General features: G+C 41.4%; 20 protein-coding genes. 5 read left to right on the forward strand and 15 right to left on the reverse strand.

Translation table 11 applies throughout. The annotated features are described in order from the left end of the window. Complete coding sequence (locus tag B5Y40_RS00300) at positions 1–1,227, forward strand: Glu/Leu/Phe/Val dehydrogenase dimerization domain-containing protein (protein ID WP_079684717.1); 1,227 nt, start codon at positions 1–3, stop codon at positions 1,225–1,227. Positions 1,228–1,253: 26 nt separating this feature from the next. Here the strand turns inward: B5Y40_RS00300 and B5Y40_RS00305 are convergent, their stop codons facing one another. From B5Y40_RS00305 to B5Y40_RS00330, 6 genes are all read right to left on the reverse strand, one after another. Then, a complete protein-coding gene (locus B5Y40_RS00305) occupies positions 1,254–2,561 on the reverse strand; it encodes a hemolysin family protein (protein WP_079684718.1) in 1,308 nt (435 codons plus the stop codon). 194 nt (positions 2,562–2,755) lie between these two features. Next, on the reverse strand, positions 2,756–4,078 hold the full coding sequence (locus B5Y40_RS00310; protein WP_079684719.1) for an aspartate kinase: 1,323 nt from the start codon (positions 4,076–4,078) through the stop codon (positions 2,756–2,758). Positions 4,079–4,326: 248 nt separating this feature from the next. Next, entirely contained in the window at positions 4,327–6,249 is a 1,923-nt protein-coding gene (gene dnaK, locus B5Y40_RS00315) for a molecular chaperone DnaK (RefSeq protein WP_079684720.1), read from the reverse strand. A gap of 210 nt (positions 6,250–6,459) precedes the next feature. Next, positions 6,460–7,548, reverse strand: a complete 1,089-nt coding sequence (locus tag B5Y40_RS00320; protein WP_079684721.1) for a tetratricopeptide repeat protein — start codon at positions 7,546–7,548, stop codon at positions 6,460–6,462. A 53-nt stretch (positions 7,549–7,601) separates the two neighbouring features. After that, complete coding sequence (locus tag B5Y40_RS00325; protein ID WP_079684722.1) at positions 7,602–8,411, reverse strand: tetratricopeptide repeat protein; 810 nt, start codon at positions 8,409–8,411, stop codon at positions 7,602–7,604. Positions 8,412–8,433: 22 nt separating this feature from the next. Further along, a complete protein-coding gene (locus tag B5Y40_RS00330; RefSeq protein ID WP_079684723.1) occupies positions 8,434–9,405 on the reverse strand; it encodes an aldo/keto reductase in 972 nt (323 codons plus the stop codon). Between the two features lie 183 nt (positions 9,406–9,588). Between B5Y40_RS00330 and B5Y40_RS00335 the strand changes: the two genes are divergently transcribed. Next, complete coding sequence (locus B5Y40_RS00335) at positions 9,589–11,166, forward strand: peptide chain release factor 3 (protein WP_079684724.1); 1,578 nt, start codon at positions 9,589–9,591, stop codon at positions 11,164–11,166. Here B5Y40_RS00335 and B5Y40_RS00340 read toward each other — a convergent pair. Then, the gene (locus tag B5Y40_RS00340) at positions 11,163–11,732 is read right to left on the reverse strand and encodes a Uma2 family endonuclease (RefSeq protein ID WP_079684725.1); all 570 of its coding nucleotides are present in this window, start codon (positions 11,730–11,732) and stop codon (positions 11,163–11,165) included. The genes B5Y40_RS00335 and B5Y40_RS00340 overlap by 4 nt on opposite strands. A gap of 65 nt (positions 11,733–11,797) precedes the next feature. On the opposite strand from B5Y40_RS00340, the gene B5Y40_RS00345 reads away from it, so the two are divergent. From B5Y40_RS00345 to B5Y40_RS00355, 3 genes are read left to right on the forward strand one after another with little or no spacing between them, the layout of a single operon-like run. Then, the gene (locus tag B5Y40_RS00345; RefSeq protein WP_079684726.1) at positions 11,798–12,490 is read left to right on the forward strand and encodes an RluA family pseudouridine synthase; all 693 of its coding nucleotides are present in this window, start codon (positions 11,798–11,800) and stop codon (positions 12,488–12,490) included. 21 nt (positions 12,491–12,511) lie between these two features. Then, entirely contained in the window at positions 12,512–12,814 is a 303-nt protein-coding gene (locus B5Y40_RS00350; protein ID WP_245840446.1) for a DUF6787 family protein, read from the forward strand. Positions 12,815–12,820: 6 nt separating this feature from the next. Beyond that, positions 12,821–13,438: a hypothetical protein gene (locus B5Y40_RS00355; RefSeq protein WP_079684728.1), complete on the forward strand. Its 618-nt coding sequence runs from the start codon at positions 12,821–12,823 to the stop codon at positions 13,436–13,438. A 92-nt stretch (positions 13,439–13,530) separates the two neighbouring features. Here the strand turns inward: B5Y40_RS00355 and atpC are convergent, their stop codons facing one another. From atpC to B5Y40_RS00395, 8 genes are all read right to left on the reverse strand, one after another. Then, positions 13,531–13,776, reverse strand: coding sequence for an ATP synthase F1 subunit epsilon (atpC, locus tag B5Y40_RS00360; protein WP_079684729.1), 246 nt, complete (start codon positions 13,774–13,776; stop codon positions 13,531–13,533). A gap of 90 nt (positions 13,777–13,866) precedes the next feature. Further along, positions 13,867–15,375, reverse strand: a complete 1,509-nt coding sequence (gene atpD, locus B5Y40_RS00365; protein WP_079684730.1) for a F0F1 ATP synthase subunit beta — start codon at positions 15,373–15,375, stop codon at positions 13,867–13,869. Between the two features lie 153 nt (positions 15,376–15,528). Next, positions 15,529–16,749 (reverse strand): sensor histidine kinase, encoded by a 1,221-nt coding sequence (locus B5Y40_RS00370; RefSeq protein ID WP_079684731.1) that lies wholly within the window; start codon positions 16,747–16,749, stop codon positions 15,529–15,531. Between the two features lie 86 nt (positions 16,750–16,835). Continuing rightward, positions 16,836–18,137, reverse strand: a complete 1,302-nt coding sequence (locus tag B5Y40_RS00375) for an ABC transporter permease (RefSeq protein ID WP_079684732.1) — start codon at positions 18,135–18,137, stop codon at positions 16,836–16,838. Continuing rightward, complete coding sequence (locus B5Y40_RS00380; protein WP_079684733.1) at positions 18,130–19,041, reverse strand: ABC transporter ATP-binding protein; 912 nt, start codon at positions 19,039–19,041, stop codon at positions 18,130–18,132. The genes B5Y40_RS00375 and B5Y40_RS00380 overlap by 8 nt, the downstream gene beginning before the upstream one ends. Positions 19,042–19,154: 113 nt before the next feature. Then, complete coding sequence (locus tag B5Y40_RS00385) at positions 19,155–20,054, reverse strand: hypothetical protein (protein ID WP_079684734.1); 900 nt, start codon at positions 20,052–20,054, stop codon at positions 19,155–19,157. Positions 20,055–20,179: 125 nt separating this feature from the next. Continuing rightward, complete coding sequence (dnaJ, locus tag B5Y40_RS00390) at positions 20,180–21,304, reverse strand: molecular chaperone DnaJ (RefSeq protein ID WP_079684735.1); 1,125 nt, start codon at positions 21,302–21,304, stop codon at positions 20,180–20,182. Between the two features lie 43 nt (positions 21,305–21,347). Next, complete coding sequence (locus B5Y40_RS00395) at positions 21,348–21,926, reverse strand: nucleotide exchange factor GrpE (protein ID WP_079684736.1); 579 nt, start codon at positions 21,924–21,926, stop codon at positions 21,348–21,350. Positions 21,927–21,943 lie beyond the last annotated feature (17 nt).

Raw genomic sequence — 21,943 nt, forward strand, 5'->3', positions numbered from 1 at the left:
ATGAAAGAGCTTCTACATAAGTTTGAAAACAAGCGACCCGAAATTGTATTTGAATGGAAAGATAGCGAGACCGAAGCAGAAGGCTGGGTTGTCATAAATTCCTTGCGTGGTGGTGCTGCAGGCGGAGGAACGCGCATGCGTAAAGGTCTTGATAAACGTGAAGTGGAATCGCTTGCTAAAACCATGGAGGTAAAGTTTACAGTATCGGGACCTCCTATAGGTGGCGCAAAGTCGGGAATTAATTTTGATCCTGCAGATCCACGCAAGCAGGGCGTGCTTCAACGTTGGTATACAGCTGTAATGCCATTATTGAAATATTACTATGGTACTGGTGGTGATCTGAATGTAGATGAAATTCATGAAGTGATTCCGATTACAGAAGATGTCGGTATATGGCACCCGCAGGAAGGTGTATTCACAGGACACTATAAACCTACTGAGGCACAAAAAGTAAATCGTATAGGACAGCTTCGTCAAGGCGTTGTTAAAGTAATTGAAGATGAACAATTCTCTCCGTCACTGAAAAAGAAATACACGGTTGCCGACATGTGTACAGGCTACGGTGTAGCACAAGCTGTAAAACATTACTACGAATTGTGGGGAGGGAATATAAAAGGCAAGCGTGCTGTTGTACAAGGTTGGGGGAATGTAGGAGCCGCTGCCGGATTTTATTTGTCACAACTCGGTGTAAAGATCGTGGGTGTGATAAGTCACGATGGTGGTGTAATCAACCAGAATGGGTTTACGCAAGATGAAATCACACAATTGGTTGTGAATCGCCAGGGTAATAAATTAATTGCGCCAGATATACTTTCCTTTGAAGCGGTGAATCAGAAAATATGGGATCTTGACTTTGAGATCTTTATACCTGCTGCTGCTTCACGATTGATTACCAAGGACCAAGTTGACAGAATGTCTTCTTCATTGGAAGTTATATCCAGCGGGGCCAATGTGCCGTTTGCCGATCCGGAAATATTCTTTGGCTCAACAGGCCTATATGCTGATCAGAAGTTTTCTGTCATTCCCGATTTTATAGCGAACTGTGGAATGGCCCGCGTGTTTGCATACTTTATGGAGAATGAAGTGAAGATGGATGATGCGTCTATTTTTGAAGATATATCTCAGACTATACGGAAGGCACTCGCAAGAACGCATAGCGCAAATAATCAAAAGACCGGTATAGCACGCGCTTCGTTTGAAACTGCCTTGAAAGAACTTGTAAAATAGTTGTTGAGGTATTTCCAGAATAATCGCTAATCGACTGCAGTATTGTCTTCATCCGGAAGCAACTTAAGATCTACTAACTCAGGGAGTGTTTGATTCATTTTGACAATACGGATTTCATATCCTCCAAGATTAAACTCAGCGCCTTCACGCATTTCAAGTGGCTTGTGAAGCAAGAGTAAACCTGCCAGGGTATCGTATTCTTCTGATTCAGGGAAAGGCTTGTCGAGCTCTTTATTGATATCATGAATAGAGGAGGTGGCGATGACGTGATATGTATCTTCCGTCTGTGTTACGATTTGTGCTTCATGATCGTGTTCATCCTGAATTTCACCTACGAGTTCTTCGAGTATATCTTCAAGCGTAACGATTCCTATTGTTCCTCCATACTCACTGATCACAATCGCTATCTGCACTTTCTTTTTCTGAAAATCGCGAAGCAGATGATCGATAGCTTTATTTTCGGTAACAAAATATGGTGGAGAGATAATCTCACTCAGTGTTTTATTGGTCTTGTTGATATAGTGATGTACTATATCTTTCGAGTGCACAACACCTTTGATCTCGTCCAGATTATTTTCATATACCGGGTAACGGGAGTATCCCTCTTTCATTACCAGCTGTATAGCGTTATCGAGCGAAGCGGTTACATTGATGCCGGAAATTTTTATTCGCGGCACCATCACTTGCTTTACGATACGATCATCGAAGTCAAATACATTTTGAATAAGCTCGCGCTCATTACTTTCAATCGCTCCACCTTCTTCACTTTCAGCAATGATCAATTTTAATTCCTCTTCGGAGTGAATTTCTTCATGTTCGCCCACAGGTTTTATTCCCAACAACTTGAGGATAAAGTTTGCAAACCCATTTAATAAGGAAATGAAAGGTTTAAAAACGAAGTGGAAAATCTGCAGTGGAACAGAAACGGCTAATGTAGTAGGGGTAGGATAGCGGATCGCAATAGACTTCGGTGCAAGTTCACCAAAGACAATGTGAAGGATCGTTAACGTAGCAAACGCTACAGGAACAGCTATACGATGTGCCAATGCTTCCGTTATAGTAAAGCCGAGGCCATGAATAACACTCAGTATAATTTGAGAGACTACATCTTCGCCTACCCAACCAAGTCCGAGACTGGCGAGTGTAATACCGAGTTGAGTAGCCGCGAGGTATCCATCGAGGTTATCAATAATTTTTTGCGCTGCTTTTTTGCGAGCGTTGCCTTCTTGCAAAGCAATTTGAGATGACCGGACTTTCACGATGGCAAATTCGGCTGCCACAAAAAAGCCATTCAGAAAAACCAGAAATAGAGTTAGAAAAATATCGAAAACCATTTAACGCAGTGCTGCTAAAAACCCAAAGTTAACGGATTGCGCAATTTCTATCTGAACTATTTTAAAAACTTCGAATTTTGAACGCTAAAGCGGTTTTTTTTACGGACAACGATGTGAAAGAGGACTTGAGTAAGGATTTTTAATAAGAACCCTGCCCTTTACTCGTATTGGTAAGGGCAGGGAATATTTATTGGCTATTTAAGCCCGAAGAGACCTTCATTTAAAAGATTGAGTGCTTTGTTTTTGTATTGTTTGTGTACCAACACCGTTACGTTATTCGGACTGCCACCGCTACAAATCATGCGCAACGGAATCTCTGCCAGTGCATCAAAGATTTTGTTAAGCATTCCTTTTTGTTCAGTGATCTTGTTTCCAACAATACAGATGATCGCCTGATCTTTATCTACTTCAATGTTCCCGAATTTTTTCAACTCATTTTCGATAGAAGCAAGATGCGTGTTGTTATCGATGGTTAATGATACAGCAACTTCTGAAGTTGTTACCATATCGATAGAGGTTTTGTGATTTTCGAATACCTCGAATACTCTGCGCAAGAAACCATACGCCATCAGCATACGCGATGACTTGATATTTATAGCTGTGATGCCATCTTTTGCAGCGATTGCTTTGAACGAGCCTTCGGTTCCTTTACTGGTAATGATTGTGCCGAAAGCTTTTTCATCCATTGTGTTTTTCAGGCGCACGGGTACATTGTACTTCTGGGCAGGAACAATAGTAGAAGGGTGAAGGATCTTCGCTCCAAAGTATGCAAGCTCTGAAGCTTCATCGAAAGTAAGCTCAGAGATAGGGATAGTCTTCTTAACAATGCGCGGATCGTTGTTGTGCATCCCATCTATATCTGTCCAGATCTGGATCTCTTCAGCGCGTATAGCCGAACCGATAAGTGACGCGGTATAATCACTGCCACCACGTTTCAGGTTGTCGATTTCATTCCGGTGGTTGCGGCATATATAGCCTTGCGTAATAATTACTTCTATGTTGTTAAGTGAACTTAATAACGGCTTGAGGCGCTCGGATATCTTTTCTAATTCAGGCTCTTCATTTTCATCGATCGACATGAAGTAAAGGGCAGGCAATAAACGTGCACTGATCTTGCGTTCCTGTACATGTTGATAGAATAGTTCTGTTGAAATCAATTCGCCTTGGGCCAGTAATTCGCGATAGCTCTTATTATCGAACTGACCTGCAGCCAGCAATCTTATGAAAATAAAATAACGGCTTACGATCTCCTGTCCAATGGCGAGGAACGCTTCGCTTCCATATAATTCTTTAATGAAGGCTTCGTAATGTTTTTCCAGATCTACAATTACTTCTTCGGCTTTAGCTTTTTGTCCGGCCAGCAAATGTTCACCGATAGAAACCAATGCATTGGTTGTACCGGATAATGCAGAGAGAACAACAATCTTTTTACCGGGAGTACTTAATACAAGCTCGGCAATTTTTTTCATGCGTTCAGGCTTTCCTACTGAGGTGCCTCCGAATTTCATTATAAGCATAAGCGATGCGTTTTTAAAGCGGGCAAATATATAAAGCGATTAAAAATAATTAGCGATAACATCTCAACCTTTTACAAACAATTGCTTCTTTTTCAGAGGATTGCAAACTAATGTTAGTAGATCAACACGCGGATCATTGGTTGGTTTGATCAGTCTATGCCCTATGTTCTGTAATGGATATATAGTATATAAAAAGAAAACCCTCTGGAGAACCAGAGGGTTTTAAATCTATCGTGATATGAATACAATTATTTCTTGTCGTTCACTTCTTCATATTCAACGTCCGATACATTGTTGGAAGCACCACCGCCTGCACTTGCTTCAGCACCAGGAGCACCTGCGCCAGCTCCATCAGGAGCGCCACCAGTTGCCTGATACATTTCAGATGCAGCAGCCTGCCATGCAGCGTTCAATGTAGCCAATGCTGTTTCGATACCTGCGAGGTCTTGTGCCTGATGTGCTTTCTTCAGATTTTCAAGCGCTCCGGTAATCGCAGTCTTGTTGCCTTCAGAAAGTTTATCGCCATATTCTTTCAGTTGCTTTTCAGTCTGGAAGATTAGTGAATCGGCTTGATTTATTTTCTCAGCACGTTCTTTTACTTTCTTATCTGAGTCAGCATTCGCTTGTGCTTCTTGCTTCATCTTTTGGATTTCAGCATCGGTTAAGCCGGAAGATGCTTCAATACGAATCTTCTGTTCTTTACCTGTGCCTTTATCTTTTGCCGATACGTGAAGTATACCGTTGGCATCTATATCGAACGTTACTTCAACCTGAGGTATACCGCGTGGTGCTGGTGGAATTCCATCCAGGTGGAAGCGACCGATGGTACGGTTATCTTTCGCCATTGGACGTTCACCTTGCAATACGTGGATCTCCACAGAAGGCTGATTGTCGGCAGCAGTAGAGAATGTCTCTGATTTCTTCGAAGGTATAGTCGTATTCGATTCGATCAGTTTGGTCATTACACCACCCAGCGTTTCGATACCCAGTGACAAAGGCGTTACATCTAACAAGAGTACATCTTTCACTTCACCCGTTAATACACCACCCTGTATCGCTGCACCTACTGCAACAACTTCATCCGGGTTTACACCTTTCGAAGGCTTCTTGCCGAAGAACTTTTCAACTTCTTCAACGATACGAGGTATACGTGTTGAACCTCCTACCAGAATTACTTCATCAATTTCAGATACAGAAACACCTGCATCTTCAACCGCCTTGCGGCAAGGCTCTAATGTTCTGCGAACCAGGTCGTCAACCAGTTGTTCAAACTTTGCACGAGTTAATTTTTTCACAAGGTGTTTTGGTACACCGTCTACAGAAGTTACGTATGGTAAGTTTACTTCTGTTTCCATAGAGCTTGACAATTCGATCTTTGCTTTTTCAGCAGCTTCTTTCAAACGCTGAAGAGCCATCGGATCCTTACGCAGATCAACACCTTCTTCTTTGTTGAACTCGTCTGCAAGCCAGTTCATAACTCTGATATCAAAGTCATCACCGCCAAGGTGTACATCACCATTGGTAGATTTAACTTCGAATACACCATCGCCTAGTTCAAGAACAGAAATATCAAATGTACCACCACCTAAGTCGTACACCGCGATTTTCATGTCGCTGTTCTTTTTATCAAGACCGTACGCTAATGCTGCAGCAGTAGGCTCGTTGATAATACGCTTCACATCAAGACCTGCAATTTGTCCTGCTTCTTTTGTAGCCTGACGTTCAGCATCGTTGAAGTAAGCGGGTACTGTAATAACAGCTTCTGTTACCGTTGTGCCCAGGTAATCTTCAGCCGTGCTCTTCATTTTCTGAAGGATCATAGCAGAAATTTCCTGAGGGGTATATAAACGATCACCAATACGAACACGTACAGTATTGTTGTTTCCGGATTCAACCTGGTAAGACACCATTTTCTTTTCATCCGAAACTTCATCAAACTTTTTACCCATAAAGCGTTTGATGGATTGTACTGTATTCTTTGGATTGGTAATGGCTTGACGCTTGGCAGGATCTCCTACTTTGCGCTCACCTTTTCCATTGTCAAGAAACGCAACGATGGAAGGCGTTGTTCTACGGCCTTCGCTATTTGCAATCACCACCGGCTCGTTACCTTCCATTACGGCTACACACGAGTTGGTAGTTCCTAAGTCTATTCCAATAATTTTTCCCATAATATTTTTCGGTGTTTAGTTTCAGCTTTCTTCTTCGATAAACCCGATCTTCAATGGTTATGCCAATGAGTTTTTTAATGAAAAAATATGACACATTGACATAATTATTCTGTCGATACTTTAATTGCAGTCGCGCTGGATTAAGGTTTGTCAAAGCATGGCCGGGAATCCTGATGCTTCAGTTCTTGTCTGCAAAAGAGTTGCTCTTTATCATTGAAGCAATGACTGAAGGATCGTCTCTGAGTCAGCATATCCCATTTGCTTTAGTCTTTTGAAATCGCTGATGGCGCGTTTTTTCTCGCCCATGCCAATGTATGCTTTACCCCTATAGTACAATGCTTCTATATTGGTAGGATTTGTGTCTAGAGCTTTGTTAAATTCTTGTATGGATATACTATAATTCTTGAGGTGATAGTTGAGTTTTCCTTTCAGGAAAATTACCCGGGAATATATTTGCTTGTCAAAATATTCCGGATGAAATCTGTTGAGGGCTTGATCAATCATTTGTTGAGCATCGTCCCACTTTCGCTGGCCCAAAAACAATTCAGTTTTGTACATAAAAGGAGCAATGCGTTCGGGCATAGCTTCTGAATACTCGGATAGTGTCTCAAGGGCACTTGCCGTATCTTTTAACGTTACATAGCTCTTTGATACATATTCATAAAGTCGCCAATTAAAACGATCATATTTCAGTGATTTTCTGAAATCGTCATTAGCCCCTCTCTCATCACCAATCTGCGATCGGCACACGCCTCGTTGATTTAAAATTTCGAAGTCAGCAGTGTCAGATTTGAGATATCTCGAAAGATCAATGATGGCACCGTAGTAATCTTTCTGAGCTGCCTTGATTAAGCCTCTTAACCTATATGTAAGCATAAGTTGAGGTTGTAAACGTGCCATCTCGTTAAGATCCGCATAAGCGCCTTCCCAATCTTTTAATTCATATCTATAGATCGCTCGTTTCTTATGAGCATCCACTATTTCGTTGTCTAATGCAAGTGCTTTGTCATAGTATATAAATGCTGAGTCATGCTTTTCCTGATACTCAAATGCTAATGCTTCCAAAAAATAAACTGTGGCTGACGGCTGAATTTTCTCAGCGGCCTTAAGATTTTCAATAGCTTTTTTGTTTTCTTCAGCGAGTAAAAAACAAAATCCCCTTCTAAAAAAGCTCATTGCCTTTTCATCAAGTCCATAGCTAAACCGTACTGCATACGAAGTGGCATATTGAATATCAATCCGCTTGTCTAACAGCGTTTCTCCTCTTCTGAAATGCTCTTCGTTTTCAGGATCAGCCATAATAGCCTTTCGTAAATCATTAAAGGCTTGGTCAAAATTCTCAAGCTCAATATTTAAGAATCCCCGTAAGGGACGAAGAAAGGATTTTCAGGGTTATAAAGTACAAGTTTATCCCAGTCACCAATGGCTTTAGCTGGTTGTTCAAGGTATACATATGACAGGCCTCGCCAGAAGAGTGCTTCTCTATAGAGGGAGTCGCATCTGATTGCCTGATCAAAGTATACTATAGCATTCTTGTTCTTATTTTTACTGAGCTCTTTGAACTTAATAAGGCCCTCCATTAAGTAAGCGTTGGGAAACTTGGGGTCGAGTTCATGGCATTTTTCAATGTATTTTATCGACTTACGTGTATTGCCGCGGGTGAACTCTACCATGCTCAAGTTGAAGTATCCACGGATGAAAGTTGGGTTTATACCGATGGCTTTGTCATAGCAGGATTCGGCTTTTTCGAGCTTAAAACGTTGTTGGTATATTTCACCTAACAGTATCCAGGTTTCGCTGCTTTTCGGATCTATAGCGATAGCCGCTTCAAAATCCTTTTGTGCTTTATCAAAGTCTTCGAGCAATTTATAGCAGACACCTCTGTAGTAAAACGCAGGTAAAAAAGTTGGCAGTTGCTGGATAACTTCATCAAAATTATGAATGGCAACATCAGGATTATCTTCTCCCAGCTCAGCAAGTCCATTGTTCATGGCAGCCTGAGTTTTTCCCGCCATATTCCATGCGAACTTCACTTCAGGGTATGATTTGTTATCTATTGTAGGTAACAGGCTTTCCTGAAAGTATCTTGCAAATCTAACCTGACAAATGGCAAGGTCACCGATAAGCAAAACGATTATTAAGACGGACAAAGATTTTGCCATGACCTGGATTCGACTTGACAATCTATTGTGACCACTGCGTTGGTGTTCGATCCCAACGATGGTCTTTCAATTTTTTACGAAGTAATTCCTCAAGTTTCTTTCCGTCACTTGTGCCGATGTTTGCTTCTACATTGCGCACTTTGCGCATGCCCGGGATAATGGTGTGAACATCATCGTTACAAAGGATAAAACGAAGGGCCATTTCAGCCATCGTCATGCCTGTAGGTATATATGGACGCAATGCATCTGCATGGTCTACGCTTGAATTTAAATTCTCCGGTACGAAGTACGTTGAGCGCCAATCATCTTTTGGAAACACAGTATCTTTCGTGAGCGTACCCGTCAGTGTTCCTTCATCAAATGGCACACGGGCAATGACACCTATATCCAGTTTACGGCAGAGTGGAAAAAGATTGTCTTCCGGAGCTTGATCGAAAATATTATAGATCACTTGCACAGCATCGATCAATCCTGTTTTTAGTGTATCCAGTACGTTGTCTGGCTCCCAGCGATTAACGCTAACACCAAAGTGTTGCACTTTTCCTTCGGCTTTCAATTTTTCAATCGCCCGTTTCCATTCATCGTTGTTTGCCCAGCCATCTTCCCACACGTGAAACTGTTGCAGATCAATGCTATCAACGTTCAGGTTCCTCAAGCTCTTTTCGGTATACTCAATGATATGCGATGCCGGGAAACAATCTTGTAAAGTGAACTCAGGCCTCGATGGCCATGTGAAATTTTTAGGAGGAATCTTCGTAGCGATATATAGCTTCTTTCCGGCATTCTGCTTCACCACTTTACCAAGAATCTCCTCGCTTTTGCCATTGCCATAACCCCAGGCTGTATCAAAAAAATTACAACCTAATTCAATAGAGCGCGCCAGTGCCTGGTCCACTTCCTGATTGTCAGCACCTGTCCAGCCAGCCAATCCCCACATACCATAGCCGATTTCACTTACATTCCAGTTTGTTCTTCCAAAGCGTCTGTACTGCATTCCAGTGATATTTTACGTGTTTTGAAAATGATGTCTGTAAAGATTTCCCGATTTTCTTTACAAAGCAAAATCGTTGTGATAAGGAAAACGCTATTTTCTTACTTTTGCGCCTCCATTCGTTAATCCTGAGCCGTAGCACTTTTAATCACGGCAGGTACAGTTAACGGATAACGATTATCTCTTATGAGCTTAGAACACGAAATATCAAAACGAAGGACCTTCGGAATTATAAGTCACCCCGATGCTGGTAAAACAACGTTGACAGAAAAGCTGCTGCTGTTTGGTGGGGCGATACAAAAAGCAGGCGCGGTAAAGTCAAGCAAAATAAAAGATCACGCTCGTTCCGACTGGATGGAAATCGAAAAGCAAAGAGGTATTTCGGTTGCTACATCTGTGATGGGTTTTAACTATAAAGATGTAAAGATCAATTTGCTGGATACACCAGGTCACCAGGATTTTGCTGAAGATACATACCGTACGCTCACTGCCGTTGATAGTGTTATCATGGTGATCGACTGTGTGAAGGGCGTTGAGATTCAAACTGAAAAACTGATGGAGGTTTGCCGTATGCGAAACACTCCGGTGATTTGTTTTATCAACAAGCTTGATCGTGAAGGCCGTGATCCATTTGAGTTGCTCGATGAAGTAGAAGAAAAACTGAACATCAAGGTTCGTCCCTTAAGCTGGCCGATCAGCATGGGGAAAACCTTTAAAGGTGTTTATAGTCTATATGAAAAGAGTCTTCATCTGTTCACACCAAGCAAGACTAAAGTTGAAGAAGGTATAGAAGTAAAGGATATCAATGATACAGTTGTTGATGATTATGTAGGTGAGAACAACGCGAAGCAACTGCGTGCTGATGTTGAGTTGATAGAAGGTGTATATCCTGATTTTAATGTAGAGGATTATCTTTCTGGAAAGGTCGCCCCTGTATTTTTTGGTAGTGCTGTTAATAACTTCGGCGTGCAGGAGTTACTCGATACTTTTATTCGTATCGCACCACCGCCAATCCCTCGTGAGACAACGTTAAGGCTGGTGAAACCTATTGAAAGTAAATTCTCCGGTTTCATTTTCAAGATTCACGCGAACATGGATCCGAAGCATAGAAACCGTATTGCGTTCTTACGCATTTGCTCAGGGAAATTTGAGCGAGGTAATAATTATCTTCATGTTCGTCAGGCAAAGGGAATTCGTTTTTCGAATGCTACAGCCTTCATGGCGCAGGATCGGGAAACTGTAGATGAGGCATGGCCTGGAGATATAGTAGGTCTTTACGATACAGGCAATCTTAAAATAGGAGATACCCTGACAGAAGGAGAAAAAATGATATATACCGGTATACCAAGTTTCTCTCCTGAGATTTTTAAGGAAGTAGTAAACATGGATGCCATGAAAACCAAGCAGCTTGAAAAAGGTTTGCTTCAGTTGATGGAGGAGGGTGTAGCGCAGTTATTTACCTATGAACTCGGAAAGAAAAAAGCGGTGGGCGTTGTAGGTGCACTCCAGTTTGAGGTAATTCAATTCAGGTTGAAGAACGAGTATGGTGCATCGTGTCAATTTGTTCCGCAGAATATATATAAGGCTTGCTGGATTAGCAGTAAAAATCCTCAAAAGCTAAATGAGTTTATCGACTCCAAACAACGACATATAGCGCGTGATAAAGATGACAAGCTTGTGTTTATGGCAGAGTCGCGTGCATGGTTAAAAATGGTTCAGGATAATTTCCCTGACATTGAATTCCATTTTACATCAGAGTTTTAATCTAAGAAGGTAAAGATCTCCTTCAGGTTAAATTTGAGATTGGTGAGAACGGTGGAGGAAACTTCACCTTCTTTCGCTACATGTAAATGAGGAATGTCGGCATCTGCCTGATCGTGCCTATATATTTCAAGAGTATGGTTGGCGGGATCTACGATCCAATATTCGCGAACGCCAATTTGCTGGTATACTCTTTTCTTCCGATTGCGATCTGTAAAAATGTTGGACGGTGAGATGATCTCAACTACCAGATCAGGAATGCCTTCAATACCACGCTCTGTAATAATATTTTTCTTCTCCGCAGAGATAAATACAAGGTCTGGTTGAAATACATTTTTACGGTCGATATAAAGATCGATCGGAGCGAAGAAAACGATACCTCCACTTTTTCTGGCTTCTGCTTTTAAAAAATCATTGAGGTTACTGGATACATTTTGATGAAACGGTGTAGGTGCGGGCGACATAACGAGTTCTCCATTTATTAGCTCACAAGGAGTACTCGATTCTTCCAGTTGCAGAAAGTCGTCAACAGTCCATTCTTTGCTGCGATCTATCGTTAATGTTTTCATATCATTGGGAAAAACCTTTATAAATATACCAACTTTTTCAGAAGTTTGACCCCTAGCCAAATCTCATGACAGCAGTGAAGCCTTTTCATGTACTCTACGAAGACAATCATTTACTTGTTGTCAATAAGTCCAGTGGTGTGCTTGTACAAGGTGATTCAACAGGTGATATACCGCTTGTTGAGTTATGTAAGGACTATATTAAAGCGAAGTATAATAAACCGGGAGCTGTATTTTTGGGAGTTGTTCATCGGCTTGATCGTCCTGTTAGCGGTGTCGTTGTATTGGCGCGCACTTCTAAATCGCTGGAGCGGATGAATGCGTTATTTCGCGAGAAAGAAACAACAAAAACGTATTGGGCTATTGTTGCTAACAAACCTCTCAAGAGCGAAGACACTTTATTGCACTGGCTTTTAAAAGATGAAAAGAAGAACAAAACAACGGCCTTTAAAAAAGAAACAGTAGGAGCGTTGCGTTCAGAGTTAAGCTATAAAATTCTTGCTTCTGCTTCAGGGCATTGGCTATTGCAGGTAAATCCGGTTACAGGCCGCCCGCATCAAATACGTGTGCAGTTGGCCAGCATAGGTTGTGTTATCAAGGGAGATTTAAAATACGGCGATGATCAACCAACCGATAATGGAAGTATTTATCTTCATGCCAGAAGACTCTCTTTTATTCATCCTGTGAAGAAAGAAACGATGACTTTTGAAGCTCCGGTACCGACTATAGGGTTGTGGAATTATTTCCCTGAAATAGAATAACATATGGCGAATACTTCTTGGATGGAAAGACTTAAACAGCGCTGGAAATTAGAAAGTATTTCTCAGGTCATAATTGTTCTTATTGTATTTGCTTGCACAGGGTTTACAGTTTTAGGTATCAAAAAACCTATCCTGCAGTTTCTTGCCGGAGAAAATGGCAACACAACGTTAGCTTCTATACTTTACTATATATTTATTCTCCCCCTCTATAATGTGATTTTATTAGGGTATGGTTTTCTGTTAGGTCAATTCACTTTTTTTTGGGAATTCGAAAAACGCTCCGTTGGCAGGATTATTTCTGCTTTTCGAAAAACAAAAAAGTAGTGGTTTATGAGAAATATTTTATTCATGGCAGGGGCTATCCTGATAGTCACTGCATGCTCGTCTCCGAGATATACCTATAATTTCGATTACTACGATTATAACAGCGGAAGAAAGCATCATACAAAAACGCCAGCGTATAACACTGCAGATGAACATCCTCTTCTATTGGAAGAGAGAACCCTGGTAGCGAGTGCGGCTCCTATTATACTTGCCAAAGAAGAAGAAGCACCTTCAGAGAAAATAAGGTCAACCACTATAAAATCAAAAACAACGAAGGTTGCAGAAGTAAAAAACACCAACACAGCGGAAGCTGCGGCAAAAGAAAATGCAGCAATCCTTGCAAAGCGGTATAAAGAGCTTTCCAAAAGTCAGCGCAAGGAATTTAAGGCAGAGCTTAGAAAACAATTTAAAAGATATATGAACGCCAAGCGAACCGGTGATACTGTTGCTGCCAACAATGCCACCAGCACCATGGATAGTGATTTGAAAATGGCTATCATTTTTGGAGCGGTAGGATTAACCCTAACTTTATTTGGAGGGATTAACGAGGCTTTCTGGGTATTGGGTGTAATTGCAATTGTAGTAGGCGTAGTGTTTCTCGTGAAGTGGTTGGTGCGACAATAGTTATCTGCTAAGGAATAGATATAGTATATATAAAAAAATAACCTCCGAAGACTATTCTCCGGAGGTTATTTTTTATGTCAATGTATAGGGACTTAAGCAGCGATGCCGTCAGCCAATAAAATTACTTTATTCTTCAGAACTTCTACCACGCCTCCGGTAACAGCAATCTGATGAGCGCCATCTTTACCTTTATACTCAACAACACCTTCTTTTAACAAACTGATAAGTGGTGCATGGTTATCCATTACCTGAAAAGAACCATCAGCACCTGGGAAAGTTGCTATGGTAACATTGCCTTCAAATATTTTTTTCTCCGGAGTTAGTATTTCAAGATGCATAGAATCTGTGTGGAAATTGAAGGATTAAACTAAAAGATTGAAAGGAAAAATTTGATTTCTTAACCTTCCAATCTTTCTAAGTATATAGAATTAGCCTTTTGCTTCAGCCAAAATCTTCTCACCTTTTTCAACAGCCTGGTCGATGCTACCAACAAGGTTGAAAGCCATCTCTGGCAGGTGATCGTATTGACCATCCATGATTGCGTTAAAGCCTTTGATAGTATCTTTAATATCTACTAACACACCTTTTAAACCAGTGAAAGCTTCTGCCACGTGGAATGGCTGAGACAGGAAGCGTTGAACGCGTCTTGCACGGTGTACAACTTGCTTATCTTCATCAGACAATTCATCCATACCAAGGATGGCGATGATGTCTTGTAATTCTTTATAGCGTTGCAGAATGCTTTTAACACGCTGAGCACAATCGTAATGTTCGTCACCAACAATTTCAGGGCGAAGGATACGGGATGTAGAATCCAAAGGATCCACAGCAGGATATATACCAAGCTCGGAAATTTTACGACTCAATACAGTTGTTGCATCCAAGTGAGCAAATGTTGTTGCAGGAGCAGGGTCAGTCAAGTCATCGGCAGGAACATAAACAGCCTGTACAGATGTGATCGAACCATTTTTAGTGGACGTAATACGCTCTTGCATCGCACCCATTTCAGTTGCCAGTGTTGGCTGGTAGCCCACGGCTGAAGGCATACGACCTAAAAGAGCTGATACTTCAGAACCTGCTTGTGTGAAACGGAAGATGTTATCAACGAAGAACAGGATGTCGCGACCTTTTCCTTGTCCATCACCATCACGGAAATATTCTGCAACGGTAAGGCCAGACAACGCCACACGAGCACGTGCTCCAGGAGGCTCATTCATTTGTCCGAATACGAAGGTTGCTTTTGAATCTGCTAATTTCTCGTGATCTACTTTCGAAAGATCCCATCCGCCACCATGTAGTGATTTCAAGAAATCATCACCATAGTTTACTATACCGGCTTCAATCATCTCGCGAAGCAAGTCATTTCCTTCACGCGTTCTTTCACCCACACCGGCAAACACAGAAAGACCTGAGTAAGCTTTCGCGATGTTGTTGATCAACTCCTGGATCAATACAGTTTTTCCCACACCGGCACCACCGAACAATCCGATCTTACCACCTTTTGCATAAGGCTCGATCAAGTCGATTACTTTAATACCGGTAAAAAGAACTTCAGTAGAAGTAGAAAGATCTTCGAAAAGTGGGGCGCTACGGTGAATTGGAAGTTTTTTATCACCCTTAGGTTGTTTGATACCATCGATAGCTTCACCAACTACATTGAAAAGACGCCCTTTGATATCTTCACCGATCGGCATCTGAATAGGAGATCCGGTATCCGTTACTTTCATCCCCCGAACCAAACCTTCAGTACCTTCCATAGAAATGGTACGTACGCGGTCTTCGCCAAGGTGTCGCTGACATTCCAAAACTACTTTGGTACCATCAGCTTTTGTTACTTCAAGGGAATCAAGGATGTTCGGTAATTTAGCTCCTTCGCCATCAAAGGCTACATCTACTACAGGGCCGATTACCTGGGTGATCTTTCCAATATTTGCCATTGTCTGTTGTTTTATAAATCAGGGTTCTGAAATCGACCGCAAAAGTATGCAGTTAAGTACGAAGTACAAAGGCATCGTGACTAATTATTAAGTAATTAAAACTGCTTTTTGATAGATGTTTGCGCAGTAAAAAAATGTGCTGCCGGCACACTTTCAAGCTGCGTTTAATATGATCCGGAATGTTGTTCCCTGGTTCTCTTCGGAAGATTTTACGAAAATTTTGCCGTTGTGGTATGTTTCGATAATTCGTTTGGCTAACGTTAAGCCCAAACCCCAACCACGCTTTTTTGTTGTGAAACCTGCACGGAAAACGGAATCTATTTTTGAACGCGGAATGCCCTTGCCGGTATCGGAAACATCGATGAATACTTTTCCTTCATTTCCGCGAAGTATTTTAATGGCGATAGTGCCGGAATTGCCCATGGCATCAACCGAATTTTTGCTCAGGTTTTCAATCACCCATTCAAATAACGGTGCGTGTACATTAGCTGAGATATTATCGGAGAGGGTAAAGACTTCCATTCTGATTTTTGAAGAAACACGGGGGCGCAGGTAATTCACCACGTTGTTAATCAGTGTAACAACATTTTCTTTTTTCAATGTAGGTGTTGAACCAATGCTTGAAAAACGTTCTGTAACGATGCGTAGCTTTTGAATGTCTTTCTCCAATTCTTCAACAACACCTTTTTCCTGCATGTCAGAATCCTCGCGAATCACCTCTACCCAAGCCATCAATGAAGATATAGGTGTACCCAGCTGGTGTGCTGTTTCTTTTGCAAGGCCAACCCATACCCGGTTTTGTTCGGCCATCTTCGAATAGTTAAAGGCAAGGAATGATATAAACCCAAACAGGGCGATGACTGACAATTGTATATATGGATAGGCAATGAGTTGTTTTAATAGAAACGAATTTTTGTAGAATATATACTGAGTGCCGAACACTTCGCTTGTCTGAGGATCCCGTAAGGTTACTGTAATGGGCTCATAGATTTCTTTCATGATGCTCATTTCATTTTGAAGGTAGCTATCTTTCCTTTTCTGTGACCACGATTCTTCAACATCCAGATTTCTGTATGATAATACGGCCCCCTTTTCATCAGCCTGTATAATTGGAATCGAGTTGTTTTGAAAAAGAATTTCCTGGGCGATGAAATTCACATCACCATAGGTGTCTTCTTCATTGGCGGTATACTCAATTGCCTTGGCGTATAGTTGCACCTGCTGTCGTTCGCGTCCTTTTAATTGATCAACCAGAATTTTAGTATAGTAAATGGAGCCTGCACTGATAAGGACAGAGACCACCAGCACAACCCACTTGACAGCAGTGTTGTTTTGATAAAAGCCAAGGCCAGGTATGGAGGAGAGCTTGCTCATTCGTAACGTGAAAAGTAAATAAAAAAACCAGATGTACACTACACCTGGCTTTATAATCAATTACGATTTATAGCGACTTCGCGAAATCAGTTCTTCATCATGAACCATTTCATTAATACTTTATAATTTACTCTAGTGCCGTGCATCAGAATGCCTACGCGATAAATTCTTCCAGCCACCCAGGTCGTGAATATAAATCCTCCAATCAGCAATAAAATAGAAAGACCAAGTTGCCAGAGCGGAACTCCAAATCCAATCCGCCCCATCATAGCAATCGGAGATGTTATAGGTATTATGGAAAGCCAAACGCTGATAGGCCCATGCGGATCTTTTAGTATAAACATGAACAAGCTCATATAGGATATCAACATCGGAATGGTGATTGGGAACATAAACTGTTGTGCTTCTGCCGGACTATCTACTGCAGAGCCAACAGCAGCGAACAAGGCTCCGTATAGTAAATATCCTCCGAGGAAGTAGAATATAAAACAAGAGCCAATATACGCCCACGGTAAAGACATGAACTGCTCCATGTTTTTAGACATCTCAGATGTAGCAGCAGCCTGTTGTGCAGCCGCTTCCGCGGAAATTTGTTGCATGGCTTGCTGTTGAGGAGGATCTATACCCAAAGCGCCAAGAACCCCAAAGGTCAAAGTCGTCATCAGGATAATCCAGATTAAAAACTGCAGTAGGCCTACCGACGCTAGTCCGAGGATCTTACCCATCATCAATTGAAAAGGCTTTACAGAAGAGACAATCACTTCTACCACTTTGCTGGTCTTCTCTTCAATAATGCCCTGCATAATCTGCGCACCATAAATGAAGATGAACATATACATGAGTATACCTGCGGCCATGCCGATGCCCGCAAGAATCATGGAGTTGCTGGATTTTTCCTCCTCACCACTTATCGTAATAATGTTTACATCCGTCTTCAGACTATCCAGAAGTTTCTGATCTATTTTCATCTGCAGCATTTTTAAATCTCTGAGTTGTGACTCAAATAGATTTTCAATTGCAGAGATGTCGTCAATGCTCGGTGATATTTTCGTGTATAGCGTTATACCTTTTGGTTTGGATGGAGATATAGCGGGTATATACAGGAAGCCAAAATCACCGTTGGATTTATAGGCTGTCTTTCCTTCATTCACAGAACCATGAAATTTTTTAAATATATACTTGGATGAATCAGGCTTGAATAATTTTGATTCATCTATATACTGAATAACTTCTTTTCGTTTGTTCTTATCCTGTTCCTTGCCGATAAACACCAACAACCCGATAATAGCAGGGAAAACTAATGGTATAAGGATCGTGGCAATTAAAAATGATTTCTTCTGAACACGATTCAGGAATTCACGCTGAACAATTAACCATATCTTATTCATCGGAACCTCCTTTCACTAACGTGATAAATATTTCACTCATGGTCGGGACTTTTTCAATAAAGTTGTGTACTTCGGTAATATCTGTTAAGTCACGGATCAGTTGATTAGGACTCTCGTTTCCATTCACTTTAATGAGTGATCTGAAATATATATCTTCTAAATTTTTCTGTTCGATCAATTCATACTTGGCAGGTAAACTGAAAGCTCCTTTATGTTCAACTGAAAATGTGCTGGTTCTATACATTTCCTTCACCTGCTTTTTAGAACCTTCGAGTATCTTTTTAGACTTGTTGATCAAGGCTATATGGTCGCAAAGATCTTCTACAGTCTCCATGCGGTGGGTAGAAAAAATGATAGTACATCCTTTCTCTTTCAGTTCAAGAATTTCATTTGTGATGAGCTGTGCGTTTACCGGATCGAACCCGGAGAACGGTTCATCTAAAATGATCAGGCGAGGTTCATGCATCACGGTGCTGATGAACTGAATTTTCTGAGCCATCCCTTTACTCAGATCTTCAACTTTTTTATTCCACCAATCTGTGATTTCGAATTTCTTTATCCAGGCTTTACTTTTATCAACGGCTTCTTTTTTACTGAGGCCTTTGAGTTGAGCAAAATACGTGAGCTGTTCACCTACCTTAAGTTTTTTATAGAGGCCTCTTTCTTCCGGCAGATAACCGATGGTGCCGATGTGCTTACCTTGAAGCTTCTCACCGAAAATCGAAATCTCTCCGCTATCCGCGTTGATGATCTGATTGATGATTCGGATGAGTGTAGTTTTACCGGCACCATTAGGACCGAGCAATCCGAAGATTGTTTTTTGAGGAATGGTGAGGCTCACCGAGTCAAGCGCTGTATGATTGGTATAGCGCTTGGTTACATTGTTGGCAATTAATGCTTCCACGTAGGTTGATTTTGATACGTTCAGTTAGTATCAATACTCGTGAAAGAATTACTGGAAGAGAATTAAAAGTTTTAAAATCTTGAATAGATCAAGATGGAATTCAGTAACGAAGATTACGGTTGGCTCTCTTTGAATATGATGTTACCCATAGAAACATCAAGGTCGAACGTCAAAGCGTTTTTAGGATCCTTGCTATAAGCAGCATTCGTAAATGTGTTATCGTTGATCTTCGTGAGGCTGGAAGGAACCTTTACGCTGCAAAGCCAGGAGTCATGAATCTTTACAATAACAGCAGTCTCTTTATTTGGAAGAATGATCGTTAAGTTGCCAGCACCAACGCTACCCTTTACTTTATTTTTCACTAAAGGCTTGTTGCTGAAATCCAATGTCATATTGCCGAAGCCTACATCAGCCATTACAAAACGCGTGCGTGAGAGGTTAAGATTTTTAACATTGACAGAACCCAAATCCACCTTGATGAAAAAAGTGTCCATGTCAATTTGATTTTCAAGCGATGACGTGTAGCCCACGTTGACATTAGCGCTGCCGGAACTGATCTTAAGTTTACGAATAGCAAGACCCGACAAATCTACATTTGCATTTCCTACGCCGTAGTTGAGTTCAAGGAAATACGGTTTCATATCGGTGAGGTACATCTTCCAAAGCTTGTCGCCAGAAGTTTTTTCCGCCACGCCAAAAAAGTTAGCAGATATAGATTGCCCTAAACTTTCAGTTTGAGTCTCTTCGAGGTTAAGAAGTACTTCACAAGTTTTACCTTTTACTTCTTTTCTGAAGTTATGCGCGTAGTCTGTTTCAGTCTGATTGCTGAAAACATTTAAAATTTCCGGATTCTGGCTCGGTTTGATATAGCAATTGCCACTATTAGTTCTTAGGCTAAGCTTGATATTTTCACATGCCTGGGCATCTTCTACCGTGAATTGCTTCTTGATCTGCCCGCACACTATCCCCGTTATTGCAATTCCGAAACATGTTAACCAAATCTTCTTATGCATGCTGAATAATTACGGCCTCACCGTCCGTAGGTTACATAGTGTAAGGTTAAACTCCAAATTAAAGAAAAACCCCGTCTTAATTTCTAGTTAAAACGGGGTCTGCTTAAAAAGGGTTGGCTAAAATCCTAATTAAAATATTCTTTCATGCGCTCAAAAAAACCTTTTTCACTTCCATCTGGCTGTGGCTGGAAGTTTGGCGAGTCGCGTAGACTTTCAAGCTTGGCTCTTTCTTCTGATGTTAGTTTTTTTGGAGTCCAAACGTTTACATAAATCAATTGGTCTCCCACTTCGTAGCCGTTCACATCTTTTAGCCCTTTACCGCGTAAACGGAGGATTTTTCCGCTTTGCGTGCCGGGTTCAATCTTGATTTTAAGCTTGCCATTAACTGACGGAACTTCTACAGAAGTACCAACGGCAGCATCAATCACGCTGATATACAGTTCGTATATCAGATTATTTCCATCGCGCTTCAGGTGCTTATCTTCCTGTTCTTCGATCAGGATCAGCAAATCTCCGGCAACACCGCCTGGAGCTTCGTTACCTTTGCCCGACATTGCGAGTTGCATTCCATCGCCAACGCCTGCAGGTATTTTAACACTCAGAATTTCTTCTTTCGAAACCAAACCTGAATTGTCAACTCCGGCTGGACGCTTGTCTATAATTTGACCTGAGCCATCACATGAGGAACATGTAGAGGCTGACACCATCTGGCCGAGCATCGTATTAACAACTTTTTTAATCTGCCCGGTGCCATGACAGGTGGGGCAAGTTTTAAACGTGACGCCTTCGGCACGAACCAGACGATTTACTTTTATTTTTTTCTCTACGCCATTCGCAATCTCGTCAAGTGATAACTTGAGTTTGATCCGAAGGTTGGTTCCTTTTCGCTGACGTCTTCCGGTATTTCCGCCTCCTCCAAAGAAACTATCGAAGGGACTTCCTCCTCCACCTCCGAAGATATCTCCGAACTGGCTGAAGATGTCTTCCATGTTCATGTTATGGCCGCTATATCCACCGCCACTACCTGGCATAGAGTGTCCAAAGCGATCATACTTGGCACGCTTGTCAGCATCGCTTAATATTTCGTATGCCTCTGCAGCTTCTTTAAATTTTTCTTCAGCTTCCTTGTTTCCTTGATTTTTATCAGGGTGAAACTGGATCGCTACTTTCCTGTACGCCTTCTTAATCTCTTCCTGAGTAGCCCCCTTGCTTACGCCCAGTATTTCGTAAAAATCTCTTTTGGTAGACATGTGTTAGTGTGTTAAGTGTTTTGATATACCAACGGATTGAGGATTAGCTTCCCACAACCACTTTAGCAAACCGTATCACTTTATCATTCAATAAATATCCTTTTTCTACTACATCCACGACCTTGCCTTTCAGCTTTTCATCCGGAGTTGGTATTTGTGTAATGGCTTCGTGAAGATCTGGGTTGAACTCAGAGCCCGCACCGGCATCCATTATTTTTACACCATACTGGTCAAGTGTCTTTTTGAATTTATTATAGATCAGAAAAAATCCTTCGAGCTCTTTGGACTCTTTGTCTTTAAAAGATTTTTCTGCTCTTTCAAAATCATCTGCTACTGGTAACAATGCTTTAATCAATTGCTCATTCGCAGATTGCACCATCTCCAATTTTTCCTTTGCAGTTCTCCGTCTGAAATTATCAAACTCAGAATACAGGCGAAGGTATTTGTCTTTCTGCTCAGCCAATTCTGCCTGAAGCTTCGAAGAGTCAACTTGTCCTTCTTCTTTCACGGCTTTGTTTTCCTCAGCCGGAGTTTCAGGCAGATTGTCAGCCACCTCATCCGTGTTTTCAGAAAGTATCTCTTCGTTTTGATTCATATCATTTTCTTGTGCTTGATTTCCCATGATAACGGCTTTTTTGT

It is taken from the genome of Ohtaekwangia koreensis, from assembly GCF_900167975.1.
GTDB lineage: Bacteria > Bacteroidota > Bacteroidia > Cytophagales > Cyclobacteriaceae > Ohtaekwangia > Ohtaekwangia koreensis.